The sequence below is a fragment of the Enterobacter sp. BNK-14 genome, assembly GCF_047456095.1.
Lineage (GTDB): Bacteria > Pseudomonadota > Gammaproteobacteria > Enterobacterales > Enterobacteriaceae > Enterobacter > Enterobacter kobei.
Genome location: NZ_CP179897.1, coordinates 496,404 through 521,122, shown reverse-complemented (window position 1 = coordinate 521,122; position 24,719 = coordinate 496,404). Strand labels below are relative to the sequence as shown.

The following is a 24,719-nucleotide window of genomic DNA, read 5'->3' as shown; positions in this document are numbered from 1 at the left end:
GAAACAAATACGGGATAAGCACAGAGGCAATATGAATAATACGAGCGTGACCATTGAGGCAGTTAAAGAACGTGATTTTGAAAGCTGGATGCCACTATGGAGAAAATATCAGGAATTTTACAACGTCGATCTATCCGGGGCAGTGACAGAACGAACCTGGCAACGATTTTTCAGCCCCGTTGAGCCAGTATTCTGCGTAGTGGCACTATGCAATGGAGAGGTGGTGGGGTTTGCGCATTATCTTTTTCACCGTTCGACCTGGTCCGAGAGCGATTATTGCTACCTCGAAGATTTATATGTCAGCGATGCAGCAAGGGGCAAACACACGGGCAAACAGTTAATAGAATATGTGCAGAGAGAAGCAAGAAAACATCACGCCAGCCATCTTTACTGGCATACGCATGAAGCCAATTATCGCGCGCAACGATTGTACGACTGGATTGCGAAAAAAAGCGGGATGATTGAATATCGTATGCACGTAAGATAAATCCCTTCGCTGTCCGTGTGCCCCTTAAAAACTTTAAGGGGCATTAAACCAGACGTACTCTTATCATTTAGCCTGCAAAAGTATCTCCATCAACCCTGGAAAACGGGTATCCAGGTCGTCTCTTCGCAAAGAAATCATGTTTTCTCGTCCCTGCGGACGCTGCCAGATGACGCCGCTGTCCCGCAATACGCGCCAGTGGTGGGTCATGGTGGATTTCACCACATCTTCCGGGCGCAGCGCGTTACAGCTGAGTTCGCCGCCGTCGGCAAGTCGGCGGATAATTGACAGCCGGAGCGGGTTGCCGAGGGCAAACAGCACATTTTCCAGCAGTATTTGTTCTGTTTCAGGGTGGTTTGGGATCATCGTTTTCCTGCGTATGGCGTCAGATTGAGCTATATCAACAATAGGTCAACCCGTAAAAAATAGTTCGATAATACTCGTACAATAGGACTATTATAGCAAACGAACGAATACACGACCATCCCGGTCGTCACAGACAAGTCAGAAAGACTTAAGGAAATAGTATGCCCCGACCCATCCCTCTCGAACGTTATCGCAACATCGGTATCTCCGCGCATATCGATGCCGGTAAAACAACCACCACTGAGCGCATCCTGTTTTATACCGGGATGAGCCATAAGCTGGGTGAAGTACACGATGGCGCGGCAACCACTGACTGGATGGCGCAGGAGCAAGAGCGCGGGATCACGATTACCTCCGCGGCGGTCAGCTGCTTCTGGCCAGGCATGGACAGAGGGTTTGAACCGCACCGGATCAACATCATCGACACCCCGGGGCACGTGGATTTCACCATTGAGGTCGAACGTTCCATGCGCGTGCTCGACGGCGCGGTCATGGTGTATGACTCCGTGGGTGGCGTGCAGCCACAGTCGGAAACCGTCTGGCGTCAGGCGAACAAATACAAAGTTCCTCGCATTGCGTTTGTTAACAAAATGGACCGTCCGGGGGCCGATTTCTTCCGCGTGGTGCGGATGATGCAGGAACGCCTGAAGGCCAACCCGGTGCCGATTGTGATTCCGGTTGGCGCGGAAGAGCACTTCACTGGCGTGGTGGATCTCATCAAGATGCGCACCATTTTGTGGGACGATGCCACTCAGGGCATGGTGTTTACCTATGCACCCGTGCCGGATGATCTCGTCAGTACCGCCCAGGAATGGCGGGAAAAAATGGTCTCAGCCGCGGCGGAAGCCAGCGATGAGCTGATGGATAAGTACCTTGAAACGGGAGATCTGACGGAAGCGGACATGATTAAAGGCCTGCGTATCCGCACCATTTCTGGCGAAATCCAACCGATGCTGTGCGGCAGCGCGTTCAAAAACAAAGGCGTGCAGCGCATGCTTGATGCGGTGATTGAGCTGATGCCGTCCCCGCTGGACGTGCCGGCCATTGATGGTGTGGATGAAAAAGGGCAGCACGCGGAGCGTCATCCGAGCGATGATGAGCCGTTCTCCGCCCTGGCATTCAAGCTGATGAGCGACCCGTATGTCGGGCAACTGACCTTTATCCGCGTTTACTCTGGCGTGCTGCGTAAAGGTGATGCGGTCTATAACCCGGTGAAAGGAAAAAAAGAGCGCATCGGGCGTATCGTGCTGATGCACGCCAACGACCGTCACGAGGTGGATGAACTGCGCGCCGGGGACATCGCGGCCTGCGTTGGGCTGAAAGACGTGACCACCGGTGATACGCTGACCGACCCGAACGCCGTCATCACGCTTGAACGCATGGAGTTCCCGGATCCGGTTATCTCGCTGGCGATCGAACCGAAAACCAAAGGCGATCAGGAGAAAATGGGGATCGCGCTGCAGCGTCTGGCAGCGGAAGATCCGTCGTTCCGTCTGCATACTGACGAAGAGTCCGGTCAGACCATTATTTCCGGAATGGGTGAGTTACACCTGGAGATTATCGTCGACCGTATGAAGCGTGAGTTTGGCGTCGAGGCGAACATTGGTCGTCCACAGGTGACCTACCGTGAAACCCTGCGTAAGGCGGTGAAGGATATCGAAGGTAAGTTTGTCCGTCAGTCCGGTGGTAAAGGGCAGTACGGCCATGTTGTCCTGAGCCTGGAGCCGACAGAACCTGGCAGTGGCTTTACGTTTGAGGATGCGACAAAGGGCGGCGTGGTGCCACGCGAGTATATCCCGTCCGTTGAGAAAGGGCTGCGGGAGGCGATGAACAGCGGTGTGCTGGCGGGCTATCCGGTTGTCGATGTTAAAGCGACGCTGACGTTTGGCTCGTACCACGATGTCGACTCGTCTGAGATGGCGTTCCGCATGGCGGCAATCCTTGGTTTCAAAGAGGGCGCTCGCAGGGCGGATCCGGTGATTCTTGAGCCGATCATGCACGTGGAGGTGGAAACACCGGAAGAGTACGCCGGTAACATCATGGGCGATCTCTCCTCCCGACGCGGCATGGTGCAGGGCATGGAAGAGCAGTACGGCAGCCAGATTATCCGCGCTGACGTGCCGCTGGCCGAGATGTTTGGCTACGCCACGACATTACGCTCGATGTCCCAGGGACGCGCGACGTATACGATGGAGTTCCATCATTTTGCGGAAGCACCGCGGAATGTTGCGGATGAGATTATTTCGAAGCGCGCGAAGAGTTAATGAAGTGCACATGGTAGTCCCTGGGCTACCATGTGTCTTTTCCTTGTATCATCTTTTACTTAATCAGCGTTGCCGATCGGATTTTCCATTTACCTTTCTCCTGAACGAGACAATCTGCCACAACGTGATCTTGTTTTTTACCAAACGCGATATAAACGTTTGTGCAAACCGCATCAAACTCAGAATGCAAGACGGTGATCTGATTCCAGTCTTCGTCCCAATCCTGAGACTTGATGAACATATCCGCATCGGGCATATCTTTTTCGTTGCTGTCGCCTGAGTACATTTTTTTAATTGCTGCAATTGTTCCTGAGGTAACGTAATCATTCATGATGTCGGGATTCAGTACTGGCGGTTTATTCTGATTTAACTGCGCGATATACCACTGATTGAATTTAAGCGCAGCCTGTTCCGGTGCAGAGATGCTCTCTGCGACCGCGAAAGGAGACAGGGCGAAAAGAACAAAGAAGAGTATTTTCATTAGTCGTGCCTGAACAGTTCATAATGGGGTTGCATAGTACGGTATGCTTGCCCTGGATACAGGGTGCGTTGTATGAAATCGCTAATCCACTGCTGACCATCGTATATGCAAACGTGCCCGCTATCGTGACCAACAATATTCTGAATAACGGCTACGTCTCCGGCGTGGGGTTGATCATACACTAAGCGGAAACCCGCATTGACCAATGTCCGTCCCATATCTTTTGCCAGACGCGTATTGGGAATCTTTAATCTCCCACCCATTCTGATTGCTTCGGTGACGTAGTGAGCACAATAACCCGTGCTCTTCGGTTGTGCGTGCGATTTCGCATAGGAGATTGCGCCTTCTTTATTCCATGACATTGATATTTCCTCAATAAGAGTTTGCATCCGCAGCAACTCCAGAAATATCCTCCGATTTACAGGATTATGATAAACATAAAATGTCATAGAAAATTATTATAATTTAATGCAATGACATTGATGAATTCAATCCAGAGCCTTCACCATCTTCCCGCTCGTCACAAACGTCCCGGCCCCAAGATGATGCAGCGTATTCAGTTTATCCCCGTCAAACTGCCAGCGTCCGGCGACGAACGCGCGCTCATCTGCTGCCGCCGAAACCACTTCGCCAAACAATGTGTCATATTTTTCCGCCGCGGAGGTAACGGGTAATAACCGACACTCCATCCACGCCAGACATTTTTCTTCGATAACCGGCAGGCCGAGTTCAGGGCCGTTTACGACCGGAATGCCGTAGCAGTTGAATTTGTCCTCGTCGCGCCCGCTGACGCTGCCGACCGCGTAAGTCCAGTTGGCCGCCGCTACTCCGGGAATGACAATCCCAAACTTCCCGCTGCGCTCAATCAGCTCGCGCGACCAGGTACTTTTGTCCACCACGATAGCGATGCGCGGCGGTTCAAACTCCACGGGCATTGACCATGCGGCGGCCATCACGTTGCGTCTGTCGAGAGATTCGTCCCGACTGGTAATCAGTACGGTAGGACCGTGGTTCAGCAGGCGGCTGGCATGCCGTAATTCAACAGGGCGAAAGTGGCTCATAGGATCTCCTCATCTACACGATGAGTATGGCGAAAAAGCACGTAAATCAAAATGAATGCGCAAAATTAGTTTATAAACAGAACATCACAATCAAAGGAAACTGATGCATGTCCCCATTTCTGACTGGCTATTTCGCGCGTATCGGCTGGACGCAACCCACACGGGTAGATATCGAAACCCTGCGCGCGCTGCATTTACACCACAACTGCGCCATTCCATTCGAAAATATTGATGTCGTCCTGCCGCGCGAAATTCATCTTGAAGATCAATGTCTGGAGGACAAACTGGTGATCGCGCGCCGCGGGGGATATTGCTTTGAGCAAAACGGTCTGTTTGAGCGAGTTTTGCGTGACGTCGGGTTTACGGTGCGCAGCGTGCTCGGGCGCGTGGTCCTGGCGAATCCGTCGCAGATGCCGCCGCGTACGCACCGCCTGCTGCTGGTCGAGCTTTCCGGTGAACGCTGGATTGCAGACGTTGGGTTTGGCGGCCAGACGCTGACGGCGCCGATTCGTCTGCTGGCTAACGAAGAACAGGAAACGCCGCACGGGCAGTATCGTCTGCTGAGCGAGGGGAACGACTGGGTGCTGCAGTTCCGCCATCATGAACACTGGCAGTCGATGTATCACTTTGACCTGACGACGCAATATTTCAGTGATTATGTTATGGGGAACTTCTGGTCGGCGCACTGGCCGCAATCGCATTTCCGCCATCATCTGTTGATGTGCCGCCATCTGCCGGACGGCGGTAAGCTGACGCTGACCAACTTCAACTTCACCCACTGGCAGAATGGCCATGTGGAGGAGCAGATCCATTTGCCGGATGCAGAGGCGCTGTATCAGCTGATGCAGTCGCGGTTTGGTCTTGGGGTTGACGATCCGAAGCACGGCTTTACACTAGCAGAATTGACGGCGGTGATGGCGGGGTTTGATACGCATCCGCAGGCAGGAAAATAGCCCGGTGGCGGCTACGCCTTACCGGGCCTACATGGGTTCGAACGTAGGTCGGGTGAGGCGCAGCCGCCACCCGACAACATAAAAGGCATACTGATATGGAAATCTTGATTCGGAATAAATTTAGTTCTGTGGGAATGTTGCTCGGTGTTATTGCGCTGCTTCTCTCCTTAGCTCAGTTCACCCTCGGTCCGTTTTCTTCAAAGTCGACAGCACTTGAAGTTGTTGTGGCTGAAAAGGTTTCGGCAGTAAAAAAAGGAATAATGGCTGGTTTAAAAGGAGAGCAGCCGATCGTTGAGACGAAAAAGAAACCAGTAGATATCGACCGGTTACTGATCGCCAGCGGAATAGTGTTGTCTTTCTTGTCCCTTGGACTTGCTTTCATTAGTGGTCTGCGTAAAGAGAACAAATGGACCGTGAGTGGGGCACTCTTTTTTTCCGGGGCCACGATCGCTTTTCATGCGGCGTTACTGGCTTTTAGTCTCATCATTGCGGTTTTAGTTCTGATGTTAGTTGTTTCAATCATAAGCGGAAGCACTCCGTTCTGACCTTATAGCCCGGTGGCGGCTACGCCTTACCGGGCCTGCAAGGGCTCGAACGTAGGGCGGGTAAGGCGTAGCCGCCACCCGACACACTCAGCGGCGCGATCTCACCACCTGATACCGCCGGGTAAAATACTCAAACGGCGCGCTCCAGACGTGGACCAGGCGGGTGAACGGGAAGATAAGGAAGATCGTCATTCCCAGCACCAGATGTACGCGGAAGATCGGTGCTACGCCGCTTAACATCTCCGACGAGCCGCCCTTAAACGTCACGATCCCCTGTGCCCAGCCGACCAGCTTCATCATCTCGCTTCCGTCCGGATACTGAGCGGAGAACGGAATGGTCGACAGCCCAAGAATGCACTGGATCAGCAGGATACTCATGATGATGATATCCGGCGTGGTGGACGTTGCACGCACGCGCTGGTTGAACAGGCGGCGGATCAGCAGCATTGACCCACCGATGAGTGTCAGCACGCCGCAAATCCCGCCCGCAATCATAGCCAACTGCTGTTTAACCGCGACGGGCAAAAACCAGGCATACATCCAGTGCGGGGTTAACATGCCGAACAGGTGGCCGAAGAAAATCCCCAGGATCCCGATGTGAAACAGGTTAGAAGCCCAGTTCATACCGCGTTTGCTGAGCATCTGGCTCGACGAGGCGCGCCAGGTGTACTGCCCGTAGTCGTAACGCAGCCAGCTGCCGAGGAAAAAAACGGTGGCGCAGATGTAGGGGTAAATGTCATAGAAAAACACGTTCAGGTAATGTGTCATTTTGGGCCTCCGGCACTGACGTCCACGTACTGCGGCGCGACGTCCTGGCTAAAGCGTCGTTGATAGTGCTGCATCGGCGAGCTGTCGCACGATGTGGCGTTGTCTTCGATAAACTTCACCTGTTCCTCTTCCCACACGGCATCCAGCGCCTGGCGGGTGTCGTCGCGTTTCTCGCCTGACACCTGTTGAGTGACACTGTCACTTGAAAGGCGGCTTCCGGCGAGGGCGAGCAGGGCGTCAAACAGCTGATAATGCGCCACGCCGCGCTGTTTCAGACGACCGCCAACCAGGGCGAGGATTGGCGCGACGTTCTGCAATCCCTCACGCGCTTCGTCGTCGGTTACGATGCTGAGATATTCCAGATAGAGCGGCAGGTAATCCGGTAGTTCACGGCAGTCCAGCACCAGGCCCGCTTTTTCATACTGACTCATCAGGTCAACCATCGCCTGGCCGCGATCGCGGGATTCGGCGTGAACGTGCTCGAACAGCAGCAGCGAGGTCGCGCGCCCGCGTTCGAACACTTCACACCACTCGGCCTGTTTATCCAGCAGCGGGGCGCTCAGGTGCTGTCGAGCAAACGGCAGCAGCATGGGCGCGTCCTGCGCAATCAACGAGAGCGCTTCATCACGGTTCTCCCACAGCGTGTCATCGGGATACTCAATCAGCAGCGCGACGATCTTGAGGATCTGCATTATTCTCCCTCCCCATGTTCGCGCACCTCGGTAATGTTGATGGCATCGATGCGGCTGCTGTTGAAGAGGTTGAATTTGGTGTCGGAGCCGTGGCAACCGTCACCAAAGGTGAAGCCGCAGCCGTTTTTCTCCGGGAACGCGTCGCGCGCCATTTCACGGTGGCTGGTGGGGATCACGAAGCGATCTTCGTAATTCGCAATAGCCAGATAGCGGTACATCTCCTCAACCTGCGCTTCGGTCAGGCCGACTTCTTCGATGGCGCGAGTATCGGTCACGCCTTCCACGGTCTGGGAGCGTTTGTAGTGGCGCATCGCCATCATACGTTTCAGAGCACGCAGCACCGGGCCTGGGTCACCTGCGCTAAGCATATTTGCCAGATACTGCACCGGGATGCGCAGGCTTTCGACAGCAGGCAGTACGCCATCACTCTGCGGCAGGCCGCCGGCATCCGCGTAGGACTGAATCGGTGACAGCGGTGGCACGTACCAGACCATCGGCAGGGTGCGGTATTCCGGGTGCAGCGGCAGAGCCAGCTTCCAGTCCATCGCCATTTTATAAACAGGCGATTTTTGCGCTGCCTCAATGACGTTCGCCGGAATGCCCTGTTTCAGCGCTTCTTCGATGACCGCCGGATCGTGCGGGTTCAAGAACACGTCGCACTGACGTTCGTACAGATCGGTTTCGTGCTCGGTGCTGGCCGCTTCTTCAATGCGGTCCGCGTCGTACAGCAGCACGCCGAGATAGCGAATGCGCCCGACGCAGGTTTCTGAGCAAACGGTCGGCTGGCCGGACTCAATGCGTGGGTAGCAGAAGATGCATTTCTCGGATTTACCGCTCTTCCAGTTGAAGTAGATTTTCTTGTACGGGCAACCGCTGATGCACAAACGCCAGCCGCGGCACTTGTCCTGATCGATCAGCACAATGCCGTCCTCTTCGCGCTTGTAGATGGCACCGCTCGGGCAGGTGGCGACGCAGCTCGGGTTCAGACAATGCTCGCACAGGCGCGGCAGGTACATCATGAAGGTATTTTCAAACTGGCCGTACATCTCCTTCTGGATCTTCTGAAAGTTGCGGTCGCGGGCGCGCTTTTCGAACTCACCGCCCAGCAGCTCCTCCCAGTTAGGCCCCCAGACGATTTTATCCATCCGCTTGCCGTCAATCAGCGAGCGAGGGCGGGCTGTAGGGAGATGATCGCCCTCCGGGGCGCGATGCAGGTCCTGATAATCAAAGGTGAAGGGTTCATAGTAATCGTCAATTTGCGGCAGAACAGGGTTAGCGAAAATTTTCGACAGAACGCCCATTTTGCCGCCGAGACGCGGGGTCAGTTTGCCGTGGATCCCTCGGATCCAGCCGCCTTGCCACTCATCCTGGTCTTCCCAGTTTTTTGGATAGCCAATGCCCGGCTTGGTTTCGACGTTGTTGAACCACGCATATTCCATGCCTTCACGCCCGGTCCAGACGTTCTTACAGGTGACCGAGCAGGTGTGGCAGCCGATGCATTTATCGAGATTCAGAACCATGCCAACCTGTGAGCGTATTTTCATTTTTTCGTCTCCTGTACCTGATCCCGACCTTCGCCATCCAGCCAGTTAATATTTTTCATTTTGCGGATCATGATGAATTCGTCGCGGTTCGAGCCGACGGTGCCGTAATAGTTAAAGCTGTACGCCAGCTGCGCATAGCCGCCGATCATGTGCGTCGGTTTCGGGCAGACGCGGGTAACGGAGTTGTGGATCCCCCCGCGCCGGCCGGTCACTTCAGAGCCCGGAATGTTCAGAATGCGCTCCTGAGCGTGGTACATCATGGTCATGCCCGGCGGCACGCGCTGGCTGACTACCGCGCGGGCGGTGAGGGCGCCGTTAGCGTTAAAGGCTTCGATCCAGTCGTTGTCCTCAATGCCCAGCTCACGCGCGTCGGTTTCGCTTATCCAGACAATCGGCCCGCCGCGCGACAGGGTCTGCATCAGGAGGTTTTCGCTGTAGGTGGAGTGAATGCCCCATTTCTGATGCGGCGTCAGGAAGTTAAGCGCTTTTTCCGGGAAGCCGTTCGGCGGGATCTCGCGCATATGGCTCACGCTACGGGTATCAATCGGCGGACGGTAGGCCACCAGACTCTCCCCGAAAGCACGCATCCACGGGTGATCCTGATACAACTGCTGACGACCGGAAAGGGTGCGCCAGGGGATTAGCTCATGAACGTTGGTATAACCCGCGTTATAGGAGACATGCTCGCTCTCAAGACCGGACCAGGTTGGGCTGGAGATGATTTTGCGCGGCTGCGCCTGGATGTCGCGGAAGCGAATTTTCTCGTCTTCTTTGTTCAGCGCCAGATGCGTGTGGTCACGTCCGGTCAACTCCCCAAGCGCTTGCCAGGCCTTAACCGCCACCTGACCGTTGGTTTCCGGCGCGAGGGCGAGGATCACCTCTGAAGCGTCAATGGCGGTTTCAATCCGCGGACGACCTTTTGCCGGGCCGTCGGGCTTGACGTAATTGAGCTTGCCGAGGAAATCGACCTCGTTCTGGGTATTCCACGATATGCCTTTTCCGCCGTTACCGAGCTTGTCCATCAGGGGGCCAAGAGACGTAAAGCGCTCGTAAGTTTCCGGGTAGTTTCGCTCAACGACCGCAATGTTTGGCGCGGTTTTGCCGGGGATCAAATCGCATTCACCTTTGCGCCAGTCCTGGATATCAAACGGCTGAGAGAGTTCCGCCGGAGAGTCGTGCTGCAACGGTTGCAGAACCACGTCGGTTTCGGTGCCCAGGTGACCGACGCACACCTCGGAGAAGACCCTGGCGATGCCTTTGTAGATCTCCCAGTCGCTGCGCGATTCCCACGCCGGATCGACGGCGGCGGAGAGCGGGTGAATAAACGGGTGCATGTCCGAGGTATTCATGTCGTCTTTTTCGTACCAGGTGGCAGTCGGCAGGACGATATCGGAGAACAGACAGGTGCTGGACATGCGGAAGTCGAGCGTCACCAGCAGATCGAGCTTGCCCTCGATGGCAGCGGTTTGCCATTCGACCTCTTCAGGCTTCACGTCGTCTGTGGAACCCAAATCTTCACCCTGAATGCCGCTCTCGGTGCCGAGCAGGTATTTCAGCATGTACTCGTGACCTTTCCCGGACGAGCCAAGAAGGTTAGAGCGCCAGACAAACAGGTTACGCGGGTGGTTCTTGCCGTTATCGGGTTGCTCGCAGGCGAAGCGAACGTCACCCGATTTTAGCCCCTGAACGGTGTAGTCCTGCGGCGTCATGCCCGCCGCATCGGCACGTGCCTTAATGTGCAACGGGTTCAGGTTGAGCTGCGGCGCCGAGGGCAACCAGCCCATGCGCTCGGCGCGAACGTTGAAGTCGATCAGGTGCCCGGTGAATTGGGTGGCATCCGCCAGCGGGGAGAGGAGCTCCTGCGCAGTCAGCTTCTCATAGCGCCACTGGCTGGCGTGGTTGTAAAAGAATGACGTGCTGTTCATCTGACGTGGCGGGCGGTTCCAGTCCAGCGCAAAGGCCAGCGGCAGCCAGCCGGTTTGCGGACGCAGTTTCTCCTGGCCCACATAGTGCGACCAGCCGCCACCGCTCTGCCCGACGCAGCCGCAGAAGACCAGCATGTTGATCATCCCGCGGTAGTTCATGTCCATGTGGTACCAGTGATTCACCCCGGCACCGAGGATAATCATCGACCGCCCGTGCGTTTTGTGCGCCGTGTCGGCAAACTCGCGGGCGATTTTTTCAATCAGATACGCGGGTACGCCGGTGATCTGCTCTCCCCATGCGGGAGTGTAGGCTTTTATCTGGTCATAGCTGTCTGCAGCGTTACTGTCCTGCAGACCACGATCGAGGCCGTAGTTCGCCAGCACCAGATCGTAAACGATGACCACCCGTTTCTCGCGACCGTCGGCGAGCGTCAGGGTTTTGCTCGGCACGCGGCGCGTCAGCACCGGCTCCTGCTTCACGCTGCGAAAATGCGGGTTCTCATTACCGCCAAAGTAGGGGAAGGCGACATCTGCGACGCTATCGTGCGTAATCAGCAGGGAGAGGGTCAGCTCGCTTTCATGGCCTGCCGACCGGGGCTCCAGGTTCCATTTGCCTTTTTCTCCCCAGCGGAAGCCGATGGAACCGTTTGGCACTACCAGGTTCCCGGCAATATCAAAGGCGACCGTTTTCCATTCAGGATTATTGGCTTCACCCAGCCCGTCGACAAGGTCTGAGGCCCGCAGCATCCGCCCCGGTACGACGCGACCATCGGCCTGTTCGTCCAGCAGGACCAGCATCGGCATGTCGGTGTAGCGGCGGCAGTAGTTGAGGAAGTAGTCGCTCGGGTTATCGAGGTGGAACTCTTTAAGGATCACATGGCCCATTGCCATGGCGAGAGCGCTGTCGGTGCCCTGTTTAGGCGCCAGCCACTGGTCGCTCAGCTTCGCGACTTCCGAGAAGTCCGGCGTAATGGCGACGGTTTTGGTGCCTTTGTAGCGCACCTCAGTGAAAAAGTGGGCGTCCGGGGTACGCGTCTGCGGCACGTTCGAGCCCCAGGCAATGATGTAGCTGGAGTTATACCAGTCTGCTGATTCCGGCACATCGGTCTGCTCACCCCAGGTCATTGGGGAGGCCGGAGGCAGATCGCAGTACCAGTCGTAAAAGCTCAGGCAGGTGCCGCCCAGCAGCGAGAGATAGCGGGTCCCGGCGGCGTAAGAGACCATCGACATCGCCGGGATAGGGGAAAAACCGGCGACGCGATCGGGGCCATAATTTTTGATGGTCCAGACGTTGGCGGCGGCAATCAGCTGGTTCAGCTCTTTCCAGTTTGAGCGGATAAAACCGCCTTTTCCGCGCGCTTTCCTGTAGCTCTGCGCTTTCTGCGGATCGTTCTGAATGGCATCCCAGGCCAGCACCGGATCGGTATGCTGCGCCAGCGCTTCTCGCCAGAGTTCAATTAACCTGCGGCGCACCAGCGGGTATTTGAGTCGGTTGGCGCTGTAGAGATACCAGGAATAGCTTGCGCCACGCGGGCAGCCGCGCGGTTCGTGGTTGGGCAGGTCAGGGCGGGTGCGAGGATAGTCGGTTTGCTGGGTTTCCCAGGTCACCAGGCCATTTTTGACATAAATCTTCCAGCTACAGGAGCCGGTACAGTTCACGCCGTGGGTGGAGCGCACAATCTTGTCGAACTGCCAGCGCTGACGATAGCTGTCCTCCCAGTCGCGGTTGGTGTGATACACTTGCCCGTGCCCATCGGCGAAACTGTCGCCTTTGGTTTTGAAGTAACGAAAGCGGTCCAACAGTTTGCTCATGACATTTCTCCTGCTTCGATAGCATGGCCGGAGGGGGGGCATCCCGCTCCGGCAAAGAGGTCGTTATTATTTTTGTGACGATTTGCGGCCGTACACCAGCCAGGTGACAAGGACACAGACGATGTAAAACACGAGGAACACTTTCATGGCCCCGACCGGCGATCCGGTCATCGCCAGCGAGGTGCCAAACGCTTTGGGAATGAAGAAGCCGCCCACGGCGCCGATGGCAGAGATAAAGCCCAGCGCGGCCGCTGTTTCGGTCACCGCTTCATGCTGCGCCTGCTCGTCAGTGCCGCCCTGCTTTTTGACGCGGTCGAGGGTGATTTGGCGGAAAATAATCGCGATCATCTGGAAGGTGGAGCCGCTGCCCAGTCCGGCAGTGAGGAACAGCCCCATAAACACCAGATAGAAGGCGAAGAAACTGCCTGAACCGGAGCCCGGAAGCGTCAGGAAAATCAGGGCGCTAAAAATCGCCATAAAGACGAAGTTCATCAGCGTCACCCGCACGCCGCCCAGTTTGTCGGAGATCATCCCGCCCGCCGAGCGGGCCAGCGCGCCGATCAGGGGACCAAAGAAGGCAAGGTGCAGGATGTTCACGTCCGGAAACTGGGTTTTCGACAGCATGGCAAAGCCCGCCGAGAAACCGATAAACGAGCCGAAGGTCGCCAGATAGAGCAGGCTTAGCAGCCAGAGGTGAAAGCGTTTCAGGACCGGAAGCTGGCTGGCGATGGAGGCCTTTGAACTGGCAATATCGTTCATGCCAAAAAACGCCGCAATGGTTGCCAGCAGCAGGAGGGGGGCCCAGATCCAGGCCGCGTTTGCCAGCCACATCGTCGAGCCATCCTCCTGTGGCACGCCGTGCACCCCGAGGAAGGTGAACATCGGGAGGAAAATGACCAGCGGCGCAACCAGCTGCATCACGCTGACGCCCAGGTTGCCCAGCCCGCCGTTGATGCCCAGCGCGCTGCCCTGTCTGGATTTCGGGAAGAAAAAGCTGATGTTGCCCATGCTCGATGCGAAGTTAGCGCCAGCAAATCCGCAGAGCAGGGCGATGATGATAAAGATCCAGTACGGCGTCGCGGGGTTTTGAATGGCAATTCCCAGCCACACGCAGGGGATAATCAGGATGACGGTACTCAATACCGTCCAGTAACGACCACCGAATATCGGTACCATAAACGAGTAGGGGACGCGCAATATCGCACCGGAGAGAGAAGGTAATGCTGTTAGCATAAAAAGCTGATCGGTGGTGAAATTAAATCCGACTTTATTCAGGTTGACGGCGATGGCGCTAAATAACATCCAGACGCAAAACGCTAATAGCAGGCAAGCCACAGAAATCCATAGATTTCTTCGTGCGATATGTTTTCCTTTATTCTCCCAGAATTGCGCGTTTTCAGGTTTCCAGTTACTCAACAGATGCGGATTATTCTTTTCACTTTGTTGCGACATAGCGCCCTCTTGCTTACCTTAATGGAAAGAAAAAAAGAAGTAAAAACAAAAAGATGAGTGAGAATTTGCTGTTGGATTTATTGGATGTTTTGGGATACATCTGAAAGGATAGATAAAAAAGCGCGCCCCTGAGGTGAGAATGGAAATTGCGGAGCGCTTAATATGTTACCAATTGTAAGTGTTGCGGGAATTAATACTCCGGAAGGAGTATTAAAACAATTCCAGCGTGATAAGTTTGTCGAGATGTTTATTTAGCGCCGCATCGTCCATTTCCGGCATATTTAATACGGTGATCCCATCCAGGCCGCAAACCAGCCCTATCAAACGCCAGGCAATATTTTCCGCCCGATCGGTGAGTGTGAATGCCCTTGCTTCCGCCCCGGCACGGATAATAACCACCGTCTCGTGATGCCACATCTCCATGGTCAGGACATAAGCCGCTTTGATCTCGGGATCCCGGCTGGCGAGAATTTGCGCTTCCCGCCACAGTCGGATATAAGGCTCAAACTTACCGTCGTCGCTGCCGAGCATGCTGTGCAACCGTTCCCGCCAGGTGGCACGTTCATCCGCTACGTCGGCATCTAATAGTTCGCGGATCAGGCGAACGAATGCCAGCGATTTCAACTCACCGCCGGAGGCAAAGTGGTGATGCACCTGCCCGGTAGCGACGCCCGCTTCAGTCGCAATGCGCCGCACCGTCATCGCCGCCAGCCCCTCGGCGAGCGCCACGCGCATGGCGGCCTGTAAGATTGCTTCCCGCCGTTCATCCTTGCTCAGATATCGCATGTTTACTCACTCTCAATGGGAATGAAACGAGTGTAACAAAAAGCTGGACACTCGTTCAACTTTACGTAGGATCGCATCCTGGACATGTGTCCATGTTTAAAATGAAAAGGAAATTTATGTTTCGTCAGTGGTTAGCGTTAGTGATTATCGTGCTGGTTTATATCCCGGTCGCGATCGACGCGACGGTGCTGCACGTGGCGGCGCCGACATTGAGCATGACGCTGGGCGCCAGCGGTAACGAATTACTGTGGATTATCGACATCTACTCGCTGGTGATGGCGGGTATGGTGCTGCCGATGGGCGCACTCGGTGACCGCATGGGGTTTAAACGATTGTTAATGATCGGCAGCATGCTGTTCGGGGTGTCGTCCCTGGCGGCAGCTTTTGCGCCGTCAGCCGGGTGGCTGATTGCGGCGCGCGCCTCGCTTGCAATCGGTGCGGCAATGATCATTCCGGCCACGCTGGCCGGGATCCGCACGCTGTTTACCGACGCGCGGGATCGTAATATCGCGCTTGGCGTCTGGGCGGCCGTGGGTTCAGGTGGGGCGGCATTTGGTCCGCTGATTGGCGGTATCCTGCTTGAGCATTTCTACTGGGGATCGGTGTTTTTAATCAACGTCCCGATCGTGCTGGTGGTGGTGTCGCTGGCCGCGCGTTTTGTACCCCGCCAACAGGGGCGTCCTGAGCAGCCGCTGAATATCAGCCATGCCATCATGCTGATTGTGGCGATCCTGCTGCTGGTCTACAGCGCCAAAACCGCGTTGAAAGGCGTGCTGTCGCCGTGGCTGGTAGCCTGTACGTTGCTTACCGGGGCTGTGATGCTGTTGATTTTCGTGCGTATTCAACTGCGCGCCCGCGTGCCAATGATCGACATGCGCCTGTTTTGTCACCGCATCATTCTCAGCGGTGTGGTGATGGCGATGACGGCGATGATCGCGCTGGTGGGCTTTGAGCTGCTGATGGCGCAGGAATTGCAATTCGTTCACGGCTTTACGCCATTCGAAGCCGGCATGTTTATGCTTCCGGTCATGGTGGCGAGCGGGTTTAGCGGGCCGATCGCCGGAGTACTGGTGGGGCGTCTGGGGCTACGCATTGTCGCTGCGGGTGGCATGGGGCTCAGCGCGGTCAGTTTCATTGGCCTCTCGATGCTCGATTTCAGCACGCAGCAGTGGCAGGCGTGGAGCCTGATGGTGCTGTTGGGCTTCAGCGCCGCCAGCGCGCTGCTGGCCTCGACCTCTGCAATCATGGCCGCCGCGCCGAAAGAAAAGGCCGCCGCTGCCGGGGCGATTGAAACCATGTCTTATGAACTGGGGGCCGGGCTTGGGATCGCTATCTTTGGTCTGCTGCTGACCCGCAGTTTCTCTGCGTCGATTGATTTGCCGCAGGGGCTGAATGCGTCTCTCGTCGACAAAGCCTCGTCATCCATCGGCGAGGCGATGAAGGTGGCGCAGGATCTCACGCCAGCACTGGCGGTTTCGGTGACGGAGGCGGCGAAAAGTGCGTTTATTACCTCCCACAGCGTGGCGCTGGGGAGTGCGGGGGGCATGCTGTTGCTGCTGGCGGCAGGAATGTGGTTTAGCCTGGCGAAGGTGCCAAAGCAGTAAACAAGCCTGGTGTGCAGGCTGGCCGGGCAGCAGTTTAGGGCGTTAGCAGGCAGTGTTCATCTCGTGCTTCAATTTCCGAACCGCTGTAGCGTGCGTATTGCCCGGTCAGGCCAAAAAACGCGGGTTGGGTTTCAGTATAGATTTCTGCTGCAAGTACCAGCCGGCGTCGTTCATCTTCGCTCATCTCAAGCAGCGTCCAGGGAATAAAATAGCGCGCCGTTGCGGTCAGTTTGAACCACAGCGGGCAGCCGCAGCCTGGACAAAACCAGCGTTCTCCGCGTGCGGATGAGGCGAAATGAGAAGGAGCAATGGAATCTTGCTCCACAAGCGGCTCGCCCTGCGTCTCAAGATACATGGCAATGCCGCCTGACCACTTCTGGCATTGCGTACAGTGACAGGCATATACATCAAAATGGTTGAGGCTCACGCTGAACTGACTCATTCCGCATAAGCAGCGTCCTTTGAACAGGTGCATGGCGTTCTCCTTTTTGACGCCAGAAATCCGTATAAAAAAAGCCAGCCACATGGGCTGGCTTTTTAGCGTGACAAATCTTAGAACTGGTAGGTCAGGCCGACAGCAACGATGTTGTCGGTAGCAACGCCAGTTGCTTTGGTGAAGCTGTTGTCGTCAACCAGGTTGATTTTGTAATCAACATAGGTAGACATGTTTTTGTTGAAGTAGTAGCTCGCGCCAACGTCAACGTATTCAACCAGATCCTGGTCGCCGTATGAACCCAGATCTTTACCTTTGGATTTCAGGTAAGCGATGGATGGACGCAGACCGAAGTCGAACTGATACTGAGCAACAACTTCGAAGTTCTGAGCTCTGTTCGCGATATAACCGTCACCGAAGTTGGTCATGTTGCGGGTTTCAGAGTAGGTGGTTGCCAGGTAGATGTTGTTCGCATCGTATTTCAGACCAGCAGCCCAAACTTCTGCGTTTTCACCGCCAGCGTTAACGGTATTGGCTACGCGACCTGCAGCAACCTGACGGTCAGTACGGTCAGATTTCGCGTAGGTGGCACCGACAGCGAAGCCGTCCATTTCATAGGTAGAAGACAGACCCCAGCCGTCACCGTTCGCTTCGGTGATGTTACGGTCATCGTTTTTACCCTGGTACTGAGCAGCGAAGTTCAGACCGTCAACCAGACCGAAGAAGTCGGTGTTACGGTAGGTTGCAACGCCAGTCGTACGGCCAGTCATAAAGCCATCAGTCTGCGTCCAGGTATCACCACCGAACTCTGGCAGAACGTCAGTCCATGCGCCGATGTCGTAAGCAACACCGTAGTTACGACCGTAGTCGAAAGAACCGAATTCGTTGAATTTCAGACCTGCGAAGGCCAGACGCGTTTTGCTGCCGTCAGTGCCCTGGGATTCAGAACGGTTGCCTTTGAACTCATATTCCCACTGGCCGTAACCGGTCAGCTGATCGTTGATCTGAGTTTCACCTTTGAAGCCCAGACGAACGTAAGTTTTGTCGCCGTCGTTGCCAGCGTCATCAGAGAAATAGTGCAGACCTGTTACTTTACCGTACAGATCCAGCTTGTTACCGTCTTTGTTATAAACTTCAGCCGCGTTTACAACGCCTGCTGCCAACATGGAAGTCACTGCCACTGCAACTAATTTAAGTTTCATCTTAAATATTCCTTATAATTTTCTTAGGTATTTCCTGAGCCACTTTGAACGAGTTTTAAACGAGGCTGCTCGTCAATGGCACGTTATTTTTAAAAATCTTGTAGTCCTCTTTCAATAATAAGTTTCAAAATATTAATAATAATTTCATTTAGTGTGATCGAGATCGGATAAATGGCCTAAAAATAGCCTGAAGTGATGAGTATTTAATCAATTTTGGGTGGGGTTTATTTCCGTCAATATAGTTTCATTGGGTTGTTATAAAATATGTTAATTATCGGTAATGCCGTTCTTTTGGTTGGGGTGGCAGAGTGTATTTAACCGAAAAGGGCGGCCTTGCGCCCTTAATTGCACGGAAATTCCGTTGCTTAGACAGAAACACACAGAAACATACTATTGCACTTTGTGCTATTAATATTGTGAGTATTTGACGGCAATTAATCACATAGCGGTGTCAGTTTGTGTCAATATTAAGAGACGCAAATTTACGAAAAGAGGGTAATATAAACAGAAGTTAAACGCGCGCCCAAATATTAAATTTATGTTAATTTTTTTGCTGTCGGGATGAATATTACCCGACAGCTGACCCGGAATTATTTTTTGGTGGCGTACCAGCAAAGCAATGACCCGACGCAGACCATCAGCGCGCCTTGCCAGAACGAGAAAGAGAGGGGGAACTCAGCAGCGCGGCGGCAAGCGCGGCAGAGAGTACGGGAGTAAAATAGGATACGGCGGCCAGCACCGTGACGTTACCGTGCAAAATGCCAATATTCCAGGCGGCATAACCTAACCCTAGCGCCACACCACACATAACGAGTTTCACGACAACCGGAACAGTGAAGACCATTTCCGGCTGATCGCTCAGCGCATATTTCACCCACAGGCTCAGGGCCGTCAGCAAAACAAACAGGGTAATGCCGTTTTGCCCGTTAGCAAATTTACGGGTTACCGTACAGTAGGCGGCCCAGATAAATGCCCCGGCAAAAGCCAGCGTATAGCTGAGTGGATTCGATACAATATTGCGCATTATTTCATCAGGGTGTAATCCTTGCTCACCCCCTAATACCCAACATACACCGAGCAGTGCGAGGATTAAGCCGGGGATAACCCACAGCGTTGATTTTTGTCCGTTGAACAAAATAGCAAAGACGATCGTCAGGCTCGGCCAGAGATAATTGACCATTCCCACTTCAATGGCCTGCGCTCGCGTGGCGGCATAGCCTAACGACAGGGCAAGACAAATTTCGTAACTGACAAACAGTACGCTGCCGGCAATAAGATACCTGGGTGAAAAGCGTTTAATGTCAGGAAATCCTACCGTTACCAGACACAATAATCCGCTGAGGGTGTATATCATCGCCGCACCGCCGACGGGCCCCAGCCCCTCACTCACGCTACGAATCAGGCCCACCATTGTGCTCCACAACAGAATCGCTGCCAGCCCGATAAGCGTTGCTCTCTTTCTGTCCATTACGTCTTCATCGCTAAAAAAATCAAAGGAAAAAGATATAGCATTAATCCTGACGCTGTTGCGAATTATTCTCGCATGTGTTTAACCCTAAAGGATTATTTGAAGGCGCGAGCGGTGACCATTAAGAGGGCGAAGTCACGCGACCTTGATTTGACGCAAAAAAAAAAGGGGTTTTGCTGTTAGTTTGCGGCGCGAAGTCTTATTTGAACACGAGGACAACAATGGACGTCAGCCGCAGACAATTTTTTAAAATCTGCGCGGGCGGTATGGCAGGAACAACAGCCGCTATGCTGGGATTCGCTCCTAAAATGGCGCTGGCTCAGGCACGCAACTATAAACTGCTGCGCGCGAAAGAGATCCGTAACACCTGCACATACTGCTCCGTGGGTTGTGGGCTTTTGATGTACAGCCTGGGTGATGGCGCGAAGAACGCCAGAGAAGCGATTTATCATATTGAAGGGGACCCGGATCATCCTGTGAGCCGTGGGGCATTATGCCCGAAAGGCGCGGGTCTGCTGGACTACGTTCACAGCGAAAACCGCCTGCGTTATCCGGAATACCGTGCGCCAGGTTCGGACAAATGGCAGCGTATTTCCTGGGATGAGGCCTTCTCCCGTATTGCAAAATTAATGAAAGCCGACCGCGACGCCAACTTTGTTGAAAAGAATGCAGAGGGGGTGACGGTCAACCGCTGGCTTTCCACCGGTATGTTATGTGCCTCTGCGGCCAGTAATGAAACCGGCATGCTGACGCAAAAATTTGTGCGCTCTCTCGGCATGCTGGCGGTTGATAACCAGGCGCGCGTCTGACACGGACCAACGGTAGCAAGTCTTGCTCCAACATTTGGTCGCGGTGCGATGACCAACCACTGGGTTGATATCAAAAACGCTAACGTCGTGGTGGTAATGGGCGGTAACGCCGCTGAAGCCCATCCGGTGGGATTCCGCTGGGCGATGGAAGCGAAAAACAACAACGATGCGACGCTGATCGTCGTCGATCCGCGCTTTACGCGCACGGCTTCGGTGGCCGATATCTATGCGCCGATCCGCTCCGGTACGGACATTACGTTCCTGTCCGGGGTACTGCTGTACCTGATCGAAAACAACAAAATTAACGCGGAATACGTTAAGCACTACACCAACGCAAACCTGCTGGTGCGGGATGACTTTGCCTTCGACGACGGGCTGTTCAGCGGCTATGACGCGGAAAAACGTCAGTACGACAAGTCCTCGTGGAACTATCAGTTCGACGAAAACGGCTATGCGATGCGCGATGAAACACTGACGCACCCGCGCTGCGTGTGGAACCTGCTGAAGCAGCATGTTTCCCGCTATACGCCGGACGTGGTGGAGAACATCTGCGGTACGCCGAAAGCGGACTTCCTGAAAGTGTGCGAAGTGCTGGCCTCCACCAGTGCGGCAGACAGAACAACGACCTTCCTGTATGCGCTGGGCTGGACGCAGCACACCGTGGGTGCGCAGAACATCCGCACCATGGCAATGATCCAGCTGCTGCTCGGCAACATGGGGATGGCAGGGGGCGGCGTGAATGCGCTGCGCGGTCACTCCAATATTCAGGGGCTCACCGACCTCGGCCTGCTCTCCACCAGCCTGCCGGGTTACCTGACGCTGCCGTCGGAAAAGCAGGCAAATCTGCAAACGTATCTTGAGGCCAACACGCCAAAAGCGACGCTGCCGGATCAGGTGAACTACTGGAGCAACTATCCGAAGTTCTACGTCAGCCTGATGAAATCCTTCTACGGCGACGCGGCGCAGAAGGAGAACGACTGGGGCTTCGAGTGGCTGCCGAAGTGGGACCAGGCGTACGACGTCATTAAGTATTTCAATATGATGGATAAGGGGAACGTCACGGGGTATATCTGCCAGGGCTTTAACCCGGTAGCGTCCTTCCCGGACAAGAACAAAGTCGTTCGCAGCCTGAGCAAGCTGAAGTACATGGTCGTCATCGACCCGCTGGTGACCGAAACCTCGACCTTCTGGCAGAACCACGGTGAAGCGAACGATGTCTATCCGGCGTCGATTCAGACCGAGGTGTTCCGCCTGCCGTCCACCTGCTTTGCGGAAGAAGATGGCTCCATTGCCAACTCCGGTCGCTGGCTGCAGTGGCACTGGAAAGGCCAGGAGGCGCCGGGTGAAGCGCGGAATGACGGTGAGATCCTGGCCGGGATTTACCATCGTCTGCGCGAAATGTATCGCACCGAGGGCGGTAAAGGCGCTGAGCCGCTGCTGAAAATGCGCTGGAACTATAAGCAGCCGGATCGTCCAGAGTCAGAAGAAGTGGCGAAAGAGAACAACGGCGTTGCGCTGGCGGATATTTATGATGCCAACGGTAGCCTGGTGGCGAAAAAAGGCCAGCTGCTGAACAGCTTCGCGCTGTTGCGTGATGACGGTACCACGGCATCTTCCTGCTGGATCTACACCGGCAGCTGGACGGAGCAGGGTAACCAGATGGCGAACCGCGATAACGCCGACCCGTCCGGGCTGGGCAATACGCTGGGCTGGGCCTGGGCGTGGCCGCTGAACCGCCGCGTGCTGTATAACCGCGCCTCCGCCGACGTGAACGGCAAGCCGTGGGATCCAAAACGCATGCTGATCCAGTGGAACGGCTCGAAGTGGGCAGGGAATGATATCCCGGACTACAACACCGCCGCGCCGGGCAGCAAAACCGGGCCGTTTATCATGCAGCCGGAAGGGCTGGGTCGCCTGTTTGCGCTCAACAAGCTGGCAGAAGGGCCATTCCCGGAACACTACGAGCCGATGGAAACGCCGCTCGGCACTAACCCGCTGCACCCGAACGTGGTCTCCAGCCCGGTGGTGCGGATCTATGAAGACGACGTATTGCGCTTAGGCAAAAAGGACAAATTCCCGTATGTGGGTACAACCTATCGCCTGACCGAGCATTTCCACACCTGGACCAAGCACGCGCGGCTTAACGCCATCGCCCAGCCGGAACAGTTTGTGGAGATAAGCGAAACGCTGGCGAAAGCGAAGGGGATTGCCAACGGTGACCGCGTGAAGGTGAGCAGCAAGCGTGGCTTTATCCGCGCGGTGGCGGTGGTGACCCGTCGTCTGCAGAGCCTGAACGTTCATGGTCAGCAGGTGGAAACGGTCGGTATTCCGCTGCACTGGGGCTTTGAAGGGGTGGCGCAGAAAGGCTACATCGCCAATACCCTGACGCCAAACGTTGGCGATTCCAACTCGCAAACGCCGGAGTACAAAGCGTTTCTGGTCAACATCGAGAAAGCGTAAGGAGCGATTAAATGGCGATGGAAACACAAGACATTATTAAACGCTCCGCGACCAACCCGATAACCCCCGCGCCTCGTGCGCGGGACTATAAGGCAGAAGTCGCTAAGCTTATCGATGTCTCTTCCTGCGTGGGCTGTAAAGCCTGCCAGGTGGCCTGTTCGGAGTGGAATGATATCCGCGACGAGGTGGGGCACTGCGTCGGGGTCTACGATAATCCGGCGGATCTGAGCGCCAAATCCTGGACGGTGATGCGCTTTAGCGAGACCGAGCAGAACGGCAAGCTGGAGTGGTTAATCCGTAAAGACGGCTGCATGCACTGTGAGGATCCGGGCTGTCTGAAGGCGTGCCCGTCCGCGGGGGCGATTATTCAGTATGCCAATGGGATCGTCGACTTCCAGCAGGACAACTGCATCGGCTGTGGGTACTGCATCGCGGGCTGTCCGTTTAATATTCCGCGCCTCAATAAAGAGGATAACCGGGTCTATAAATGCACACTGTGCGTGGACCGCGTGAGCGTCGGGCAGGAGCCTGCCTGCGTGAAAACCTGTCCGACCGGGGCGATTCACTTCGGCACCAGGAAAGAGATGCTTGATGTGGCGCAGGCGCGGGTGGACAAACTCAAAGCGCGCGGCTACGACAAGGCGGGTATTTATAACCCGCAGGGCGTGGGCGGTACGCACGTTATGTACGTGCTACACCATAACGACCAGCCGGAGCTGTATCACAATCTGCCGAAAGATCCGGCGATCGACACCTCAATCAACCTGTGGAAAGGGGCGCTCAAACCGCTCTCTGCAGCGGGCTTTATCGCCACCTTTGCCGGGCTGATTTATCACTACATTGGTATCGGGCCAAATAAAGAGGTGGATGACGACGAGGAGGAGCATCATGAGTAAGTCGAAAATGATCGTGCGCACGAAGTTTGTCGACCGCGCCTGTCACTGGACGGTGGTCATTTGCTTCTTCCTGGTGGCGGTCTCCGGCATCTCGTTCTTCTTTCCTACGCTCCAGTGGCTGACGGAAACTTTCGGCACCCCGCAGATGGGACGCATTCTGCACCCGTTCTTCGGCGTGCTGATTTTCGTGGTGCTGATGTTTATGTTCGTGCGCTTCGTCCATCACAATATCCCGGATAAGCAGGACATTCCGTGGCTAAAAGGAATTGTCGAAGTGCTGAAGGGCAACGAGCATAAAGTGGCGAAAGTAGGCAAATATAATGCCGGACAAAAGATGATGTTCTGGACCATCATGAGCATGATTTTTGTGCTGCTGGTGACGGGCGTCATTATCTGGCGTCCGTATTTTGCCTCGTATTTCCCGATTCAGGTGGTGCGCTACGCGCTGCTGATCCACGCCACCTCAGCCATTATTCTGATCCATGCCATTTTGATCCATATGTATATGGCGTTCTGGGTGAAGGGGTCGATTAAAGGAATGATTGAAGGGAAGGTGAGTCGTCGCTGGGCGCAGAAACATCACCCGCGCTGGTATCGCGATGTGGAACGACTGGAAGCGAAACAGGAAAGTACGGAAGGGATGAAGTAAGACCTGCGCCGTCGGCTTTGCCCGGCGGCGCTGCGCTTGCGCGAGCAGGGCAAATGCCTGGCCGA

General features: G+C 55.1%; 20 protein-coding genes and 1 pseudogene. 8 read left to right on the top strand and 13 right to left on the bottom strand.

Annotated elements, in window-relative coordinates; genetic code table 11:
* Positions 1-31: 31 nt before the first annotated feature.
* On the top strand, positions 32-487 hold the full coding sequence (locus ACMGGM_RS02465; RefSeq protein WP_063943337.1) for a GNAT family N-acetyltransferase: 456 nt from the start codon (positions 32-34) through the stop codon (positions 485-487).
* 63 nt (positions 488-550) lie between these two features.
* Here the strand turns inward: ACMGGM_RS02465 and ACMGGM_RS02460 are convergent, their stop codons facing one another.
* Positions 551-850 carry an ArsR/SmtB family transcription factor gene (locus ACMGGM_RS02460; protein ID WP_023330483.1) on the bottom strand — a complete coding sequence of 100 codons (300 nt, stop codon included), beginning with the start codon at positions 848-850 and terminating at the stop codon, positions 551-553.
* 161 nt (positions 851-1,011) lie between these two features.
* Between ACMGGM_RS02460 and fusA the strand changes: the two genes are divergently transcribed.
* Positions 1,012-3,114 carry an elongation factor G gene (gene fusA / locus ACMGGM_RS02455; RefSeq protein ID WP_023330482.1) on the top strand — a complete coding sequence of 701 codons (2,103 nt, stop codon included), beginning with the start codon at positions 1,012-1,014 and terminating at the stop codon, positions 3,112-3,114.
* A gap of 55 nt (positions 3,115-3,169) precedes the next feature.
* Here fusA and ACMGGM_RS02450 read toward each other — a convergent pair whose 3' ends face one another.
* The 3 genes from ACMGGM_RS02450 to ACMGGM_RS02440 all read right to left on the bottom strand — a co-directional run bounded on the left by ACMGGM_RS02450 (position 3,170) and on the right by ACMGGM_RS02440 (position 4,656).
* Positions 3,170-3,595: a DUF3828 domain-containing protein gene (locus ACMGGM_RS02450; protein WP_014883927.1), complete on the bottom strand. Its 426-nt coding sequence runs from the start codon at positions 3,593-3,595 to the stop codon at positions 3,170-3,172.
* A complete protein-coding gene (locus ACMGGM_RS02445) occupies positions 3,595-3,957 on the bottom strand; it encodes a hypothetical protein (protein WP_023330481.1) in 363 nt (120 codons plus the stop codon). The genes ACMGGM_RS02450 and ACMGGM_RS02445 overlap by 1 nt, the downstream gene beginning before the upstream one ends.
* 126 nt (positions 3,958-4,083) lie before the next feature.
* A complete protein-coding gene (locus ACMGGM_RS02440) occupies positions 4,084-4,656 on the bottom strand; it encodes a flavin reductase family protein (protein ID WP_023330480.1) in 573 nt (190 codons plus the stop codon).
* A gap of 107 nt (positions 4,657-4,763) precedes the next feature.
* On the opposite strand from ACMGGM_RS02440, the gene nhoA reads away from it, so the two are divergent.
* Positions 4,764-5,609: an N-hydroxyarylamine O-acetyltransferase gene (nhoA, locus tag ACMGGM_RS02435; RefSeq protein WP_063943173.1), complete on the top strand. Its 846-nt coding sequence runs from the start codon at positions 4,764-4,766 to the stop codon at positions 5,607-5,609.
* A 95-nt stretch (positions 5,610-5,704) separates the two neighbouring features.
* Positions 5,705-6,154: a hypothetical protein gene (locus ACMGGM_RS02430; protein WP_063943171.1), complete on the top strand. Its 450-nt coding sequence runs from the start codon at positions 5,705-5,707 to the stop codon at positions 6,152-6,154.
* A gap of 87 nt (positions 6,155-6,241) precedes the next feature.
* On the opposite strand, the gene narI is transcribed toward ACMGGM_RS02430, so the two are convergent.
* The 6 genes from narI to ACMGGM_RS02400 all read right to left on the bottom strand — a co-directional run bounded on the left by narI (position 6,242) and on the right by ACMGGM_RS02400 (position 15,133).
* A complete protein-coding gene (gene narI / locus ACMGGM_RS02425; RefSeq protein ID WP_014883923.1) occupies positions 6,242-6,922 on the bottom strand; it encodes a respiratory nitrate reductase subunit gamma in 681 nt (226 codons plus the stop codon).
* Positions 6,919-7,614: a nitrate reductase molybdenum cofactor assembly chaperone gene (gene narW / locus ACMGGM_RS02420; protein ID WP_014883922.1), complete on the bottom strand. Its 696-nt coding sequence runs from the start codon at positions 7,612-7,614 to the stop codon at positions 6,919-6,921. The genes narI and narW overlap by 4 nt, the downstream gene beginning before the upstream one ends.
* Positions 7,614-9,158 carry a nitrate reductase subunit beta gene (gene narH, locus ACMGGM_RS02415; protein WP_032636429.1) on the bottom strand — a complete coding sequence of 515 codons (1,545 nt, stop codon included), beginning with the start codon at positions 9,156-9,158 and terminating at the stop codon, positions 7,614-7,616. The genes narW and narH overlap by 1 nt, the downstream gene beginning before the upstream one ends.
* Positions 9,155-12,895: a nitrate reductase subunit alpha gene (locus tag ACMGGM_RS02410; RefSeq protein ID WP_063943169.1), complete on the bottom strand. Its 3,741-nt coding sequence runs from the start codon at positions 12,893-12,895 to the stop codon at positions 9,155-9,157. The genes narH and ACMGGM_RS02410 overlap by 4 nt, the downstream gene beginning before the upstream one ends.
* Before the next feature lie 66 nt (positions 12,896-12,961).
* A complete protein-coding gene (locus ACMGGM_RS02405; protein WP_063943168.1) occupies positions 12,962-14,347 on the bottom strand; it encodes a NarK family nitrate/nitrite MFS transporter in 1,386 nt (461 codons plus the stop codon).
* Positions 14,348-14,557: 210 nt separating this feature from the next.
* Positions 14,558-15,133 (bottom strand): TetR family transcriptional regulator, encoded by a 576-nt coding sequence (locus ACMGGM_RS02400; RefSeq protein WP_014883918.1) that lies wholly within the window; start codon positions 15,131-15,133, stop codon positions 14,558-14,560.
* Positions 15,134-15,249: 116 nt separating this feature from the next.
* Here ACMGGM_RS02400 and ACMGGM_RS02395 point away from each other — a divergent pair, with 116 nt between their 5' ends.
* On the top strand, positions 15,250-16,737 hold the full coding sequence (locus ACMGGM_RS02395; RefSeq protein ID WP_032636434.1) for an MFS transporter: 1,488 nt from the start codon (positions 15,250-15,252) through the stop codon (positions 16,735-16,737).
* 34 nt (positions 16,738-16,771) lie between these two features.
* Here the strand turns inward: ACMGGM_RS02395 and ACMGGM_RS02390 are convergent, their stop codons facing one another.
* The 3 genes and pseudogenes from ACMGGM_RS02390 to yddG form a co-directional block, all read right to left on the bottom strand.
* Positions 16,772-17,212 carry a GFA family protein gene (locus tag ACMGGM_RS02390; protein ID WP_014883916.1) on the bottom strand — a complete coding sequence of 147 codons (441 nt, stop codon included), beginning with the start codon at positions 17,210-17,212 and terminating at the stop codon, positions 16,772-16,774.
* Positions 17,213-17,289: 77 nt separating this feature from the next.
* A complete protein-coding gene (ompC, locus tag ACMGGM_RS02385) occupies positions 17,290-18,372 on the bottom strand; it encodes a porin OmpC (RefSeq protein ID WP_014883915.1) in 1,083 nt (360 codons plus the stop codon).
* A 590-nt stretch (positions 18,373-18,962) separates the two neighbouring features.
* Positions 18,963-19,840: pseudogene (gene yddG / locus ACMGGM_RS02380) on the bottom strand (aromatic amino acid DMT transporter YddG).
* 221 nt (positions 19,841-20,061) lie between these two features.
* Between yddG and fdnG the strand changes: the two are divergent.
* Genes fdnG through fdnI form a run of 3 tightly spaced genes read left to right on the top strand, consistent with a single transcriptional unit; the run spans position 20,062 to position 24,654 of the window.
* Positions 20,062-23,109, top strand: coding sequence for a formate dehydrogenase-N subunit alpha (gene fdnG / locus ACMGGM_RS02375; RefSeq protein ID WP_176261041.1), 3,048 nt, complete (start codon positions 20,062-20,064; stop codon positions 23,107-23,109).
* Positions 23,110-23,120: 11 nt separating this feature from the next.
* On the top strand, positions 23,121-24,005 hold the full coding sequence (gene fdxH, locus ACMGGM_RS02370) for a formate dehydrogenase subunit beta (RefSeq protein ID WP_014883911.1): 885 nt from the start codon (positions 23,121-23,123) through the stop codon (positions 24,003-24,005).
* On the top strand, positions 23,998-24,654 hold the full coding sequence (fdnI, locus tag ACMGGM_RS02365) for a formate dehydrogenase-N subunit gamma (RefSeq protein ID WP_014883910.1): 657 nt from the start codon (positions 23,998-24,000) through the stop codon (positions 24,652-24,654). The genes fdxH and fdnI overlap by 8 nt, the downstream gene beginning before the upstream one ends.
* The last annotated feature ends 65 nt before the right edge of the window (positions 24,655-24,719 follow it).